Here is a 14,199-nt window from a genome sequence, read left to right as displayed (position 1 = left end):
ATGAGCGACAGAGCCGTGCCCGCCCGGGGCGCACCGGATTGGTGCGGACGGCGAACCTTACGACCGTAAAGTATAGCCGCCATTATGGTCCGCAATCGGGCCGTTTGGCGCGTGGTGTAAACGCAGAAGGGAAAACGAGGGGGCGGGCGGCGTACCGCCAACGGTCGCGCGCGGCCGGGCGGCCGCGCGCGGGAAGGGTAGCGCAAGCGCGGCGGGCGTCAGCCGGCCGCGACCTTGCGGGCCGAACGCTTGAGCAGCGGCGCGAGGTACTTGCCGGTGAAGCTCGCCTTCGTCTTCGCGACCTGCTCGGGCGTGCCCTGCGCGATGATCTGGCCGCCGCCGGCGCCGCCTTCGGGGCCGAGGTCGATCACCCAGTCGGCCGTCTTGATCACGTCGAGGTTGTGCTCGATGATCACGACCGTGTTGCCCTGGTCGCGCAGCCGGTGGATCACCTCGAGCAGCAGCGCGATGTCGTGGAAGTGCAGGCCGGTGGTCGGCTCGTCGAGGATGTACAGCGTGCGGCCCGTGTCGCGCTTCGACAGCTCCAGCGACAGCTTCACGCGCTGCGCCTCGCCGCCCGACAGCGTCGTGGCCGACTGGCCGAGGCGGATGTAGCCGAGGCCGACGTCGAGCAGCGTCTTCAGCTTGCGCGCGATGACCGGCACCGCGCTGAAGAACTCGTACGCATGCTCGACCGTCATGTCGAGCACTTCGCTGATGTTCTTGCCCTTGTACTGCACTTCGAGCGTTTCGCGGTTGTAGCGCTTGCCGTGGCACACGTCGCACGGCACGTAGACGTCCGGCAGGAAGTGCATCTCCACCTTCAGCACCCCGTCGCCCTGGCACGATTCGCAGCGGCCGCCCTTCACGTTGAACGAGAAGCGGCCCGGATCGTAGCCGCGCTCCTTCGAGGTCGGCACACCCGAGAACAGCTCGCGGATCGGCGTGAACAGGCCCGTGTACGTGGCCGGGTTCGAGCGCGGCGTGCGGCCGATCGGCGACTGGTCGACGTTGATCACCTTGTCGAAGTGCTCGAGGCCCTCGATCGCCTCGTGCGGCGCCGGCTCGGCCGACGAGCCGTACAGGTGGCGCGCGACCGCGTGATACAGCGTGTCGTTGATCAGCGTCGACTTGCCGGAGCCCGACACGCCGGTGATGCAGGTCAGCAGGCCGACCGGCAGTTCGAGATCGACGTGCTTCAGGTTGTTGCCGTGCGCGTCGACGATGCGCAGCATCCGCTCGGCGTCGGGTGAAATCCGCTCGTCCGGATACTCGATCGTGCGCTTGCCGAGCAGGTACTGGCCCGTCAGCGACTGCGGGTTCGACTGCACCTGCTTCGGCGTGCCTTCGGCCACCACCACGCCGCCGTGCTCGCCCGCGCCGGGGCCCATGTCGACGACGTAGTCGGCCGTGCGGATCATGTCCTCGTCGTGCTCGACGACGATCACCGAGTTGCCGAGGTCGCGCAGGTGCTTGAGCGTCCCGATCAGGCGGTCGTTGTCGCGCTGGTGCAGGCCGATCGACGGCTCGTCGAGCACGTACATCACGCCCGTGAGGCCCGAGCCGATCTGCGACGCGAGCCGGATCCGCTGCGCCTCGCCGCCCGACAGCGTTTCGGCGCTGCGCTCGAGCGACAGGTAGTCGAGGCCGACGTTGTTCAGGAACGTCAGGCGCGCGACGATTTCCTTGATCACCTTGTCGGCGATCTCGCGCTTCGCGCCTTCGAGCGTCAGCCCGTCGAAATAGCCGAGCGCGTCGCGCAGCGGCCAGCCGCTGATTTCATAGATGCCGCGTGCGTAGTCGCCGGTGCCGATGCGCACGTGGCGCGCCTCGCGGCGCAGGCGCGTGCCTTCGCACGACGGGCACGGCTGGTTGTTCTGGTATTTCGACAGTTCTTCGCGCACCGCGACCGAATCGGTCTCGCGGTAGCGGCGTTCGAGGTTCGGGATGATCCCTTCGAACACGTGCTCGCGGATCGTCGTGCGGCCGCGCTCGTTGATGTACGAGAACGGGATCGTCTGCTTGCCCGAGCCGAACAGCAGCACCTTCCTGATCTTTTCCGGCAGATCCTCGAACGCGGCGTCGATGTCGAACTCGTAGAACGCCGCGAGGCTCTGCAGCATCTGGAAGTAGAACTGGTTGCGGCGGTCCCAGCCCTTCACGGCGCCCGCGGCGAGCGACAGCGACGGGTGTGCGACGACCCGCTTCGGGTCGAAGAACGTGATCTGGCCGAGGCCGTCGCATTCCGGGCACGCGCCCATCGGGTTGTTGAACGAGAACAGGCGCGGCTCGAGCTCCTGCAGCGAGTACGAGCAGATCGGGCACGCGAACTTCGAGCTGAACAGGTGCTCGTGGTCGGTATCCATCTCGAGCGCGATCGCGCGGCCGTCGGCGAGGCGCAGCGCCGTCTCGAACGATTCGGCGAGGCGCTGCTTCATGTCCGGGCGCACCTTCAGGCGATCGACGACGACGTCGATCGTGTGCTTGTCGTTCTTCTTGAGCTTCGGCAGCGACTCGACCTCGTAGATCTTCGCGACGCCTTCGTTCGCGGTGCCGCCGCCCGAGCGCACGCGAAAGCGCACGAAGCCCTGCGCCTGCATCTCCTCGAACAGCTCGGCGTGCTCGCCCTTGCGGTTCGCGACGACGGGCGCGAGGATCATCAGCTTGGTTTCCTCGGGCAGCGCGAGCGCCGCGTCGACCATCTGCGACACGCTCTGCGCCTCGAGCGGGATGTCGTGGTCGGGGCAGTACGGCGTGCCGACCCGTGCGTACAAAAGTCGCAGGTAGTCGTGGATTTCCGTGACCGTGCCGACGGTCGAACGCGGGTTGTGGGACGTCGCCTTCTGCTCGATCGAGATCGCGGGCGACAGGCCCTCGATCAGGTCGACGTCCGGTTTCTCCATCAACTGCAGGAACTGGCGGGCATACGCGGAAAGGCTTTCGACGTAGCGGCGCTGGCCCTCGGCATAAAGGGTATCGAACGCGAGCGACGACTTGCCCGACCCTGACAACCCGGTAATCACGATCAGCTTGTGGCGCGGCAGGTCGAGATTGACGTTTTTCAGGTTGTGGGTACGTGCCCCACGGATGCGGATCTGTTCCATGAACCTGGCGAAAATGGAGGGAACCAAACCTGCTACTATAACGGCTTTTCGAGACCGTCGTTTGGGGTCCCCAGCCTTTACAGCAGGTGGCAGCAAGACGGCGCCTGCGCCGGGGAAAGCGGTCGCGCCGCGCGGTTCCGGGTGGCCTGCAGGCTGCCGAATCCTGCCCCGACGCGTCGCCTGCCAGGCCTGCCGGGCCGCCGGTCCTGATCTTCCGCCGCCCGCTGCCGGGCGGACATTCCGATCATTCGAAATTCATTCCCGATGTCCAATCCGTCCGCCACGTCTTCCCGCATGACTGCGCCCGAGTTGCGCGCGACCACGTCGCTCGCGGCGATCTTCGCGCTGCGCATGCTCGGCCTGTTCATGATCATGCCGGTGTTCTCGGTCTACGCGAAAACCATCCCGGGCGGCGACAACGTGCTGCTCGTCGGCATTGCGCTCGGGGCCTACGGCGTCACGCAGTCGCTGTTCTACATTTTCTACGGCTGGGCGTCCGACAAGTTCGGCCGCAAGCCGGTGATCGCCGCGGGCCTCGTGATCTTCGCGCTCGGCAGCTTCGTCGCCGCGTTCGCGCACGACATCACGTGGATCATCGTCGGCCGCGTGATCCAGGGAATGGGCGCCGTGTCGTCCGCGGTGCTTGCGTTCATCGCCGACCTGACTTCCGAGCAGAACCGCACGAAGGCGATGGCGATGGTCGGCGGCTCGATCGGCGTGTCGTTCGCGGTCGCGATCGTCGGTGCGCCGATCGTGTTCCACTGGGTCGGGATGAGCGGGCTGTTCACGATCGTCGGCGTGCTGTCGATCCTCGCGATCGGCGTCGTGGTGTGGATCGTGCCCGACGCGGCGAAGCCCGTGCACGTGCCCGCGCCGTTCGCCGAGGTGCTGCACAACGTCGAACTGCTGCGCCTGAACTTCGGCGTGCTGGTGCTGCACGCGACGCAGACGGCGCTGTTCCTCGTCGTGCCGCGCCTGCTCGTCGACGGCGGGCTGCCGGTCGCCGCGCACTGGAAGGTCTACCTGCCGGTGATGGGGCTCGCGTTCGTGATGATGGTCCCGGCGATCATCGTCGCGGAAAAACGGGGCAAGATGAAGCCGGTGCTGCTCGGCGGCATCCTGGCTATCCTGATCGGCCAATTGCTGCTGGGCAGCGCGCCGCATACCATCCTGATTGTGGCGGCGATCCTGTTCATCTACTTCCTCGGGTTCAACATCCTGGAAGCGTCGCAGCCGTCGCTGGTGTCGAAGCTCGCGCCGGGTTCGCGCAAGGGCGCGGCCACGGGCGTCTACAACACCACGCAGTCGATCGGGCTCGCGCTCGGCGGCATCGCGGGCGGCTGGCTGCTGAAGCACGGGGGCGCGAACACCGTGTTCTACGCGTGTTCAGGGCTCGTTGCCGCGTGGCTTATAATCGCGGCCAGCATGAAAGCGCCGCCGCGCAAGGCCTGAACCTAATTTTCGGGCAGGCACCGGCGGCGTTCGCCGGCTTGCCCGGCGAGCCGCTCCGACGCATGCGCGGGCGGCCCGGCATCGAATTTACTGGAGAAACACATGGCATCCGTCAACAAGGTCATCCTCGTCGGCAATCTCGGCGCCGATCCTGAAGTCCGTTACCTGCCGAGCGGCGACGCGGTTGCGAACATCCGTCTCGCGACGACCGACCGCTACAAGGACAAGGCAAGCGGCGATTTCAAGGAAATGACCGAGTGGCATCGCGTCGCGTTCTTCGGCCGTCTGGCGGAAATCGTCAGCGAATACCTGAAGAAGGGTTCGTCGGTCTATATCGAAGGCCGCATCCGCACGCGCAAGTGGCAAGGCCAGGACGGCCAGGATCGTTACTCGACCGAAATCGTCGCCGACCAGATGCAGATGCTCGGCGGCCGCGGCGGTGCGGGCGGCGGCGGTGGCGGTGACGAGGGCGGTTACGGCGGCGGCTACGGTGGTGGTGGCGGTGGCGGCCGAGGCGAGCAGGCGGAACGCGGCGGTGGCGGCGGCGGTCGTGCCGGCGGCGCGGCGCGTGGCGGTGCTGGCGGCGGCGCGCAGAGCCGCCCGAGTGCACCGGCAGGCGGCGGCTTCGACGAGATGGACGACGATATTCCGTTCTGACGGCCAAGTCGGCATCCCGCATCGCGATGGGCCCGAATGTCCGAGTCAAGCCGGTTGCTTGGCTCGGGTCTTCGGGCCTTGCTTCGTTTACGTCCTTGTCCCTCGCACTGCTGACGAACCGTGGCTGACGAACTCCCCGACCTCATCGCTGCGCATCTCGACGTGCTGTTCTGCGGGATCAACCCCGGCATGACCGCCGCCGCGACGGGGCATCACTTCGCGGGGCGAGGCAACCGCTTCTGGCGCGTGATTCATCTCGCGGGTTTCACGCCAACGGAAATTCGTCCGCAGGACGATCGCGCCATACTCCGGTACGGCTGCGGCCTGACGGCGGTGGTGAAGCGGCCGACCGCGAGTGCCGATCAGCTTTCGCGCGCGGAATTCATCGCCGCGGCGGCGGAGTTCGAGCAGAAGGTAGCGCGTTATGGGCCGCGCTTCGTCGCCTTTCTCGGCAAGGCGGCGTATTCGGCGCTTGCGGGGCAACGCGAAGTCGCGTGGGGATTGCAGCCGGCGCGCATGCAGCGCGCGAGCGTCTGGGTGCTGCCCAATCCCAGCGGGAGAAATCTTGCGTTCGGCCTCGACGATCTGGTCGACGCGTACCGTCAGCTTTATCTGCAGGCGAAGACCGTTGCCGGTCGTCAACCGGAGGGGCAGCCGGGTGCGGCGCGGTAAGACGGCATCCCCATGGCCGGGCACCGTGTTGCCGCGGGCGTTCTTCGATCGCATCGCCACCGACGTCGCACCGCAACTGCTCAACAAGATCCTCGCGGCAGCCGACGGCCGCGCCGGCCGCATCGTCGAAGTGGAGGCCTATGCCGGCGCGATCGACCCGGCCGCGCATACCTATCGCGGCAAGACACCGCGTAACGCGACGATGTTCGGGCCGCCCGGGCACCTGTACGTCTATTTCACGTACGGCATGCACTGGTGCTGCAATTGCGTGTGCGGCCCGGACGGCACGGGAACGGGCGTGCTGATCCGTGCGCTGGAACCGCTGCACGGGCTCGAACGGATGCGTGCGGCACGGCCGCCGCTGACGCGCGATCGCGACCTGTGCCGGGGGCCGGCGCGGCTGACCCAGGCGATGGGGATCGGCGGCGCCCAGGATGGTGTCGATCTGGTCGGCGCGCGCGAAGGGTTCGCGGTCGTGGACGACGGCATGGCGCCGCCCGCGAATCTGGCGGGCGGGCCGCGCATCGGCATTCGCGTCGGCAAGGATCTCCCGTGGCGATGGAGCGTGCCCGGCAACCGGTATGTGTCGGGGGCGCTGCCGCGCACCTGATGCGTGCCGCGCACAATCGCGCGTAAATCGATCTGCGTCACGCAGCCGCCATTATTGACCGGCTAAGCTGGTCCTTTCGACGTTTCGATCGAGGAGGACACAATGCGGCGGGTCGTATTCAACCAGAAGGGCGGCGTGGGCAAATCGACGATCGTCTGCAACCTGGCGGCGATCAGCGCGAGCGAAGGGCTGCGCACGCTCGTCATCGACCTCGATGCGCAGGCGAACTCCACGCGCTACCTGCTCGGCGACGCCGCAGCCGACGCGCAACCGGGCGTCGCCGGTTTCTTCGAAACCGCGCTCACCTTCAACTTCCGTCCGGTCGACGTCGCGTCGTTCATCCATCCGACCCCGTTCGAAGGGCTCGACGTGATGCCCGCGCATCCGGACCTCGACACGCTGCACGGCAAGCTCGAATCGCGCTACAAGATCTACAAGCTGCGCGACGCGCTGAACGAGCTCGACACCTACGACGCCGTGTACATCGACACGCCGCCCGCGCTGAATTTCTATACACGCTCGGCGCTGATCGCGGTCGAGCGATGCCTGATCCCGTTCGACTGCGACGATTTCTCGCGCCGCGCGCTGTACACGCTGCTCGAGAACGTGAAGGAAATCCAGCAGGACCACAACGCGGCGCTCGAGGTCGAAGGGATCGTCATCAACCAGTTCCAGCCGCGCGCGAGCCTGCCGCAACGGCTGGTCGACGAGCTCGTCGACGAAGGGCTGCCGGTGCTCGCATCGAAGCTGTCGGCGTCGGTGAAGATCCGCGAGTCGCATCAGCAGTCCAAGCCCGTGATCCATCTCGAACCCGGGCACAAGCTCGCGCAGGAATTCCTCGCACTGCATCGCGAACTGGCCGGCTGATCGCCCGCACGCCGGAACCGACCGTGGCCGCTTCACGCGGCCGCACCAGCATTTTCATTGCGACCCGCAATTCATCCGATCATTGATTCCCACATTAATAATCCCGGAAACGATTTCATAATCAATCCAGAAAAAACGATTGCATAAGCGGTCGCTCCATTTTCAATCGGCGCCGGTTTTCTAATAAACGGAATAATGAATTGGTAAATGTTGCGCAACGTCACGGTGCGCTATGCTGTAAAAAGGTAAAAAGACATTGCGGGACAGAGTGCTGCGGTATCTTTCTCTGCGATGTCGACGCGGCGCAGGTTCCAGCGGCCGCGCGAAGATAAATAAGGGTTTACACCTATCATTAATGCCATTTAATTGACAATTAATCGATCTAGAATGGCCTCCTTCACCTTCCCGTGCTTAAATAAGTGACGGGTTGTCAATAAGGAGGCCGGCTGTCGATCTGGCTTCCATTTTTCTTTACGTCGTCTCTCGCATTGCCAACAGGAGCGTGCCCGATGTCCGTATTTGCCCCCGAAAAACTTACCGCCGATTATCAATCCGGAATCGCCGCGTGGTTTGCGATCGCCCGTCCGGCGATCCAAGGTTTCGAGGCTGTCGTCGAACTCAACCTGCAAGCGGCCCGGACGGCGCTCGAGGAATACGAAGACAAGCTGAAGAACGCCTTCAACAGCAGCAATCCGGCCGCGGGTTTCGCGCAGCAGGTCGCCGCACCGCAGGAAGCGGCCGGCAAGGTCGTGTCGTACGGCCGCCATCTGTTCGACATCGCGGTGTCGACGCAATCCGAATGGGCGAAGGTTGCGCAGGCGCAATACGAACAGAACGACAAGCGCCTGAAGGACGCGCTCGGCGAACTGTCGAAGCATGCGCCGGCCGGCTCGGCGCCGGTGGTGGCCGCGCTGAATTCGGCGCTGTCCGCGGCGACGGCTGCGGCCGACTCCGTGCGCGCAGCGACGGGTCAGGCGATCGAAGCGGCCCAGAGCGGTTTCGATGCGGTCAGCGAAACGGCCACGCGTGGCGCCAAGCAGACGGCTGCCGGCCGCAAGGACGCAGCGGCTGCGCGCGAATCGGCCGCGTAACGATGTGAGCGTGTCGCGCGCAGGCGCGACACGATTGATCGGCGCCGGATGGCGCCGTACATCGCGTGTGCCGCGCGGTGCACGGCGACCCCCGGTTTGCCGCAAGGCGCCGGTGCATGTGCGGGCCGTGCCGGTGTGCCGCCGGTGCGACCGGGCGCTGCTCGCGGCGCGTCGGCGTGCGACCGTTGTCGCGCCGGATGGCCCGACGTGCGCCATCGCCAGTGACAGCCGGCGCGTGCCGGCATCAGAACGACGAACTGATTTCGATGCAGGAACTGAACATGACGGATGTAGTGATCGTATCGGCCGCGCGGACCGCGGTCGGCAAATTCGGCGGCTCGCTTGCGAAGATTGCGGCGCCGGAGCTGGGCGCGACGGTGATCCGCGCGGTGCTGGAGCGCGCCGGCGTGAAGCCGGAGCAGGTGAGCGAAGTGATCATGGGCCAGGTGCTGACGGCCGGCTCGGGGCAGAACCCGGCGCGGCAGTCGCTGATCAAGGCCGGGCTGCCGGCGGCAGTGCCGGGAATGACGATCAACAAGGTGTGCGGCTCGGGCCTGAAGGCCGTGATGCTGGCGGCGAATGCGATCGTCGCGGGCGACGCGGAGATCGTGATCGCGGGCGGCCAGGAGAACATGAGCGCGTCGCCGCACGTGCTGCCGGGCTCGCGCGACGGGTTCCGGATGGGCGACGCGAAGCTGGTCGACACGATGATCGTCGACGGCCTGTGGGACGTGTACAACCAGTACCACATGGGCATCACGGCTGAGAACGTCGCGAAGGAATACGGGATCACGCGCGAAGAGCAGGACGCGTTCGCGGCGCTGTCGCAGAACAAGGCGGAAGCCGCGCAGAAGGCCGGGCGCTTCGACGACGAGATCGTGCCGGTGTCGATTCCGCAACGCAAGGGCGAGCCGCTGCAGTTCGCGACCGATGAATTCGTGCGTCACGGCGTGACGGCGGAATCGCTGGCGGGGCTGAAGCCGGCGTTCTCGAAGGACGGTTCGGTGACGGCGGCGAACGCGTCGGGCCTGAACGACGGCGCGGCGGCGGTGCTGGTGATGTCGGCGCAGAAGGCGGCGGCGCTCGGCCTGACGCCGCTCGCGCGGATCAAGGCGTACGCGAACGCGGGCGTGGATCCGAGCGTGATGGGGATGGGCCCGGTGCCGGCCTCGCGCCGGTGCCTGGAGCGCGCGGGCTGGACGCCGGGCGACCTGGACCTGATGGAAATCAACGAGGCATTCGCGGCGCAGGCGCTGGCGGTGCACAAGCAAATGGGCTGGGACACGTCGAAGGTGAACGTGAACGGCGGCGCGATCGCGATCGGTCACCCGATCGGTGCGTCGGGTTGCCGGATCCTGGTGACGCTGCTGCACGAGATGGCCAAGCGCGATGCGAAGCGCGGGCTGGCGTCGCTGTGTATCGGCGGCGGGATGGGCGTCGCGCTCGCGGTCGAGCGCGTCTGAGCAGGGGCTGAAGACATCGCGCGGATGCGGCGCCGGCTAGCGCAGCATCCGCGCGAAGTGGCTTTCGCGCACGACAAGCAGCCAACAACAAGCGCGAAGTTCCGGTGCGTGCCGCACCCGCGACGCGGGTTTTGCGCATCGAAGCGGTGGGGCGGCAGCATGTGCGATGCCGTCGCCCCGCATTCATCGATTACTTTTTTGTCGGTAATTTATAGGATGACTAAGCGAATTGCAGTTGTGACAGGTGGAATGGGCGGTCTCGGCGAAGCGGTCAGCATCAGGTTGAACGACGCCGGACACCGGGTAGTCGTCACGTATTCGCCGAACAACACCGGCGCCGACCGCTGGCTGTCCGAGATGCACGCGGCCGGCCGCGAGTTCCAGGCGTACCCGGTGGACGTGGCCGATCACGATTCGTGCCAGCAATGCATCGAGACGATCGTGCGGGACGTCGGCCCGGTCGACATTCTCGTGAACAACGCGGGCATCACGCGCGACATGACGCTGCGCAAGCTCGACAAGGTGAACTGGGATGCCGTGATCCGCACGAACCTCGATTCCGTGTTCAACATGACGAAGCCCGTCTGCGAAGGCATGGTCGAGCGCGGCTGGGGCCGCATCGTCAACATCTCGTCGGTGAACGGCTCGAAGGGTTCGGTCGGCCAGACCAACTACGCGGCCGCGAAGGCCGGCATGCACGGCTTCACGAAATCGCTCGCGCTGGAAGTCGCGCGCAAGGGCGTGACGGTGAACACGGTGTCGCCGGGTTACCTCGCGACGAAGATGGTGACGGCGATCCCGCAGGACATCCTCGACACGAAGATCCTCCCGCAGATTCCTGCGGGCCGGCTCGGCAAGCCCGAGGAAGTCGCGGCGCTGGTCGCTTACCTGTGCTCGGACGAGGCCGGCTTCGTGACGGGCTCCAACATCGCGATCAACGGCGGCCAGCACATGCACTGACGCACGGCGGCCCGGGCGGCGTGCGCGCACGTTCGGGCCGCGTTCCGCTATATCCAGTGCCGGAGCGGCGGCAGGCACGCCGCGTCGGCCTCGCATTCCGGAGAAGGCATGGGCGACACCTGGATGGGACTCGCGATCGGCGGCTCGGCACTGGCCGTCGCGCTGACGATGGCGATCTCGCTCTACTGGCTCGAGCGGCGCCGCGCGCGGCTGCTGCGGAACTTCGATCATCGCGATTGCTGGCTTGTCGCGTACGGCAAGTGCTTCGCGCGCCGGCCGGCGAGGCGGGCGAGGTCGGCACGCCGCATGCGCGGCGCGCGTTGACGCCGGCGACGTCGTGCTAACGCGACGCCACGACTGACGAACGGTCACGCATCGCGCGCATGCAGTCGGTGATGCGCGCGATGCGCATCGTCAATTGCTCTTTTCGCTCTTTCCACCCGACTCGCCCGAGTCGTTCTTGTGGAAGATCCGCTTCGTCGTGCGCTTGGTGGCATCCCAGCCTTCGCGCGACGCGTGTGCGACCCCGTGCCCGACCGTCTTTGCGGCGCTCGCGGTCGCGTGGCCGAAGCTGCGCGCAGCCTCGCCGGTCTTGTGCGCGGCTTCCTTCGAATCGCGCTTGATGTCCTGCTTCACTTCCGACATGTCCGCATGCGCGATCGGGCTGATCAGCGCCAGAACGAGTGCGGTACCAATGAACTGACGAACTTTCACGACCTGGTTTCCTTGAGTAAGCCTCTTCATCGAGGATTCGAATTGCCGGCGGGCGGCGGGGCAAACGTGCCGGCTGCCGATGCGTCGAGCATCACCGCGGCGCGGCCGGACAGCAGCACGCGATCGCCGCAGCGAAGCGCGAAGCCGTACAGCACCGAACGGCCGTCGCCGCTCACGCGTTCCGCGTCGATGGTGAGCGGCAGGTCGAACGTGTCGAGCCGATCGACGAACGCGTCGACATTGCGCACGCTCGCCAGATAGCCGACGCGCGGACGTTCTTCGTGCGCACCGAGCAGCGCGCCGTGCACGGCCATCGCCTGCGCCGCGTATTCGATGCCGCAAACCGACGCGAGCCGGCCGTGCGAGCGCAGCGGGTTGTGCGGATCGCGGTGGCTCGTCGCCGTGCAGCGGATGCGTTCGGCGTCCCATGCATCGACCGTATCGAGCACGCACATCGTGCCGCCGTGCGGAATGTGCGCGGCGATCCACGCGTGGTCGAGCGGCGGTGTCAACGGAGGTGTCGCGGTCATCACGCGCGCTCCGCGAAGGCATCCGGCATTGCGATGTCGACCTGCACGCGAGAATCGGCGAGGTAGTCGAGCACGACGCGCGTCGAACGCCGCGCGGCGAGCGCATCGAGCAGCGGCAGCACGCGTGCGGCCGGATTGCCGGTGCGCAGTGCGTCGAGTTCGGCATTCGCGAGTGTCGTGGCGGGCGCGTCGGTGAGCTGCACGCCGATGCGGGCGAGCGAACGCTCGCTTGCTTCCGGCGCGAGCACGAGCGCGACGCCGAATGCGTCGTCGATCGGCCGCACCGTGCGCAGCGGTTCCGGATAGTCGGTGTCGTACGCAATCAGCAGGGTCGGCACGCGATCGACCGCGACCTGGCACAGGCTCTCGAGGAGGCCCGCGGCAAAGCTGCCGTCGTAAGCGCACAGTACGTTGGACGTTGCCATCGCGCGCGTCGCGATGCTCCAGTAACCGGCCGGCGCGTTGTGCACGGAGTTGTGGAAACGTGTCGGCGACAGCTGGCGATCGTCGCCGGCAAGGGTTTCGCAGATCGCGTGGCAGTTCTGGCCGTCGCCGCCGGACGCGCTGAACACGGTCGCGAGCGTGGCCGCGTCGCGTCCGCTCGCGGCGACCGCTTCGTGGCCGACCGCGAGCGCGACGCGCACGACGGGGCCCGTGCGGCGTCGTTCGGCCGACGGCAGGCCGGCCGGCGGCGGCAGCACGGTGCTGGCGCTCGCATAGGCCGCGCGGCCCGCGAGCACGTCGGCCGCATGCGGCCAGTCGTTCAATCCCGGCCCGACGAGGCCGATGCTTTCGATGAAGGCGGTGAGCGTCATGTCGGGCCTCAACGGCGTACGTGGTCGGCGCGGCCGAGGATCAGGCTGCAATTCGTGCCGCCGAAGCCGAACGAATTGGAGAGGACGGCGCGCACGCGCGTAGCGCGGCTCGCGAGCACGTAGTCGGCGGCGAGCGCCGGGTCGGGTTGCGTCGTGTTGACGCCGGCCGGCACGAACTGCTCGCGCAGCGCGAGCGCGGCGACGATCGCTTCGAGCGCGCCGGCCGCGCCGAGCGTGTGGCCGGTCGCGCCCTTCGTCGAGCTGCACGGCGTGCTCGCGAACAGCGCGCCGACCGCGCGGCTTTCGGCCGCGTCGTTGCTCGGCGTCGCGGTGCCGTGCAGGTTCACGTAGTCGATGTCGTTCGCGCCGAGGCCGGCGGACGCGAGCGCCTGTTCGATCGCGACGCGCGCGCCGAGCCCGTCCGGATGCGGCGACGACATGTGGTGCGCGTCGCTCGATTCGCCGATGCCAAGCAGCAGGATCGCGTTGCCGTCGAGCGCGGCGGGCGGGTCGGGCACGCGTTCGACGAGCGCGAACGCGGCCGCCTCGCCGATCGAGATGCCGTCGCGCGCAACGTCGAACGGCCGGCACGGCCGGCGCGACAGCAGTTCGAGCGAATTGAAGCCGTACAGCGTCGTCAGGCACAGCGAATCGACGCCGCCGACGACGGCCGCGTCGATCAACCCGGCTTCGATCATGCGTCGCGCGGAGCCGAACACTTTCGCGCCGGATGAACACGCGGACGAGATCGCCATCGCCGGCCCGCGCAGCGCGAAATACGCGCGCACGAACGCGGCCGGCGAATACGGGTTGTGTGTGTGTGCGTAGTGGAAGTCGGCGGGCAGCGCGCCGCTCGCCGGGTCGCGGCGCTGGTACGCGCGTTCGGTCTCGAGGATGCCGGCCGTGCTCGTGCCGACGAACACGCCGACGCGCGCCGCGCCGTAGCGCGCCACCGCCGCCGCGACGCGTGCGTCGAAGCCGTCCTGCGTGAGGGCGAGCTGTGCGAGGCGGTTGTTGCGGCATTCGAAGTCGGCGAGATCGGTGCGCACGGGTTGCGCATCGACGTCGTCCACCGCGCCGATCCACGTGTCGAGTTCCGCGCGCTCGAAGTCGCACGGCGCGAGCCCGCCGCGGGCATCGCGCAGCGCGTCGAGGGTCGCATCGAGGCCGCGGCCGATGCAGCTGGTGGCGGTGAAGTGCGAGAGCAGGAGAGGTTTCACGAGGGTCGCATCCGGTGGCCGGAACGGGCGCCGCAGCAGGGCTG

At 67.2% G+C, this 14,199-nt stretch carries 14 protein-coding genes; 9 read left to right on the top strand and 5 right to left on the bottom strand.

Going from position 1 to position 14,199, the window contains the following annotated elements:
* Positions 1-218: 218 nt before the first annotated feature.
* Positions 219-3,104, bottom strand: a complete 2,886-nt coding sequence (uvrA, locus tag ABD05_RS03930) for an excinuclease ABC subunit UvrA (RefSeq protein WP_047899041.1) — start codon at positions 3,102-3,104, stop codon at positions 219-221.
* 264 nt (positions 3,105-3,368) lie between these two features.
* On the opposite strand from uvrA, the gene ABD05_RS03925 reads away from it, so the two are divergent.
* From ABD05_RS03925 to ABD05_RS03885, 9 genes are all read left to right on the top strand, one after another.
* Positions 3,369-4,556 carry an MFS transporter gene (locus tag ABD05_RS03925; RefSeq protein WP_047899040.1) on the top strand — a complete coding sequence of 396 codons (1,188 nt, stop codon included), beginning with the start codon at positions 3,369-3,371 and terminating at the stop codon, positions 4,554-4,556.
* A 102-nt stretch (positions 4,557-4,658) separates the two neighbouring features.
* Positions 4,659-5,213: a single-stranded DNA-binding protein gene (locus ABD05_RS03920; RefSeq protein WP_047899039.1), complete on the top strand. Its 555-nt coding sequence runs from the start codon at positions 4,659-4,661 to the stop codon at positions 5,211-5,213.
* Positions 5,214-5,333: 120 nt separating this feature from the next.
* On the top strand, positions 5,334-5,885 hold the full coding sequence (gene mug, locus ABD05_RS03915; protein WP_047899038.1) for a G/U mismatch-specific DNA glycosylase: 552 nt from the start codon (positions 5,334-5,336) through the stop codon (positions 5,883-5,885).
* The gene (locus tag ABD05_RS03910) at positions 5,872-6,495 is read left to right on the top strand and encodes a DNA-3-methyladenine glycosylase (RefSeq protein ID WP_047899037.1); all 624 of its coding nucleotides are present in this window, start codon (positions 5,872-5,874) and stop codon (positions 6,493-6,495) included. The genes mug and ABD05_RS03910 overlap by 14 nt, the downstream gene beginning before the upstream one ends.
* Before the next feature lie 102 nt (positions 6,496-6,597).
* Positions 6,598-7,362, top strand: a complete 765-nt coding sequence (locus ABD05_RS03905; protein WP_047899036.1) for a ParA family protein — start codon at positions 6,598-6,600, stop codon at positions 7,360-7,362.
* A gap of 509 nt (positions 7,363-7,871) precedes the next feature.
* Positions 7,872-8,453, top strand: a complete 582-nt coding sequence (gene phaP, locus ABD05_RS03900) for a TIGR01841 family phasin (RefSeq protein ID WP_047899035.1) — start codon at positions 7,872-7,874, stop codon at positions 8,451-8,453.
* 281 nt (positions 8,454-8,734) lie between these two features.
* The gene (locus tag ABD05_RS03895) at positions 8,735-9,916 is read left to right on the top strand and encodes an acetyl-CoA C-acetyltransferase (protein ID WP_047901068.1); all 1,182 of its coding nucleotides are present in this window, start codon (positions 8,735-8,737) and stop codon (positions 9,914-9,916) included.
* A gap of 216 nt (positions 9,917-10,132) precedes the next feature.
* Positions 10,133-10,876, top strand: a complete 744-nt coding sequence (gene phbB / locus ABD05_RS03890) for an acetoacetyl-CoA reductase (RefSeq protein ID WP_047899034.1) — start codon at positions 10,133-10,135, stop codon at positions 10,874-10,876.
* 108 nt (positions 10,877-10,984) lie between these two features.
* On the top strand, positions 10,985-11,200 hold the full coding sequence (locus tag ABD05_RS03885) for a hypothetical protein (RefSeq protein ID WP_047899033.1): 216 nt from the start codon (positions 10,985-10,987) through the stop codon (positions 11,198-11,200).
* Positions 11,201-11,290: 90 nt separating this feature from the next.
* Here ABD05_RS03885 and ABD05_RS03880 read toward each other — a convergent pair whose 3' ends face one another.
* The 4 genes from ABD05_RS03880 to ABD05_RS03865 are packed head-to-tail and all read right to left on the bottom strand — an operon-like array spanning position 11,291 to position 14,155.
* Complete coding sequence (locus ABD05_RS03880) at positions 11,291-11,620, bottom strand: hypothetical protein (protein ID WP_047899032.1); 330 nt, start codon at positions 11,618-11,620, stop codon at positions 11,291-11,293.
* Complete coding sequence (locus tag ABD05_RS03875; protein ID WP_047899031.1) at positions 11,617-12,120, bottom strand: hotdog family protein; 504 nt, start codon at positions 12,118-12,120, stop codon at positions 11,617-11,619. Before ABD05_RS03875 ends, ABD05_RS03880 begins: the two co-directional genes overlap by 4 nt.
* Positions 12,120-12,935: a beta-ketoacyl synthase chain length factor gene (locus ABD05_RS03870; RefSeq protein ID WP_047899030.1), complete on the bottom strand. Its 816-nt coding sequence runs from the start codon at positions 12,933-12,935 to the stop codon at positions 12,120-12,122. The genes ABD05_RS03875 and ABD05_RS03870 overlap by 1 nt, the downstream gene beginning before the upstream one ends.
* A gap of 8 nt (positions 12,936-12,943) precedes the next feature.
* A complete protein-coding gene (locus ABD05_RS03865; RefSeq protein ID WP_047899029.1) occupies positions 12,944-14,155 on the bottom strand; it encodes a beta-ketoacyl-[acyl-carrier-protein] synthase family protein in 1,212 nt (403 codons plus the stop codon).
* Positions 14,156-14,199 lie beyond the last annotated feature (44 nt).

This window comes from Burkholderia pyrrocinia (assembly GCF_001028665.1).
Lineage (GTDB): Bacteria > Pseudomonadota > Gammaproteobacteria > Burkholderiales > Burkholderiaceae > Burkholderia > Burkholderia pyrrocinia.
Note: the sequence above shows the minus strand (reverse complement) of the source record. Positions and strands in the feature narration are given on the sequence as shown.

Excerpts from the sequence above, each read along its gene's own strand:
- uvrA (WP_047899041.1), bottom strand. The coding sequence starts at position 3,104 with ATGGAACAGATCCGCATCCGTGGGGCACGTACCCACAACCTGAAAAAC.
- ABD05_RS03925 (WP_047899040.1), top strand. The coding sequence starts at position 3,369 with ATGTCCAATCCGTCCGCCACGTCTTCCCGCATGACTGCGCCCGAGTTG.
- ABD05_RS03920 (WP_047899039.1), top strand. The coding sequence starts at position 4,659 with ATGGCATCCGTCAACAAGGTCATCCTCGTCGGCAATCTCGGCGCCGAT.
- ABD05_RS03905 (WP_047899036.1), top strand. The coding sequence starts at position 6,598 with ATGCGGCGGGTCGTATTCAACCAGAAGGGCGGCGTGGGCAAATCGACG.
- phaP (WP_047899035.1), top strand. The coding sequence starts at position 7,872 with ATGTCCGTATTTGCCCCCGAAAAACTTACCGCCGATTATCAATCCGGA.
- ABD05_RS03895 (WP_047901068.1), top strand. The coding sequence starts at position 8,735 with ATGACGGATGTAGTGATCGTATCGGCCGCGCGGACCGCGGTCGGCAAA.
- phbB (WP_047899034.1), top strand. The coding sequence starts at position 10,133 with ATGACTAAGCGAATTGCAGTTGTGACAGGTGGAATGGGCGGTCTCGGC.
- ABD05_RS03885 (WP_047899033.1), top strand. The coding sequence starts at position 10,985 with ATGGGCGACACCTGGATGGGACTCGCGATCGGCGGCTCGGCACTGGCC.
- ABD05_RS03880 (WP_047899032.1), bottom strand. The coding sequence starts at position 11,620 with ATGAAGAGGCTTACTCAAGGAAACCAGGTCGTGAAAGTTCGTCAGTTC.
- ABD05_RS03875 (WP_047899031.1), bottom strand. The coding sequence starts at position 12,120 with ATGACCGCGACACCTCCGTTGACACCGCCGCTCGACCACGCGTGGATC.
- ABD05_RS03870 (WP_047899030.1), bottom strand. The coding sequence starts at position 12,935 with ATGACGCTCACCGCCTTCATCGAAAGCATCGGCCTCGTCGGGCCGGGA.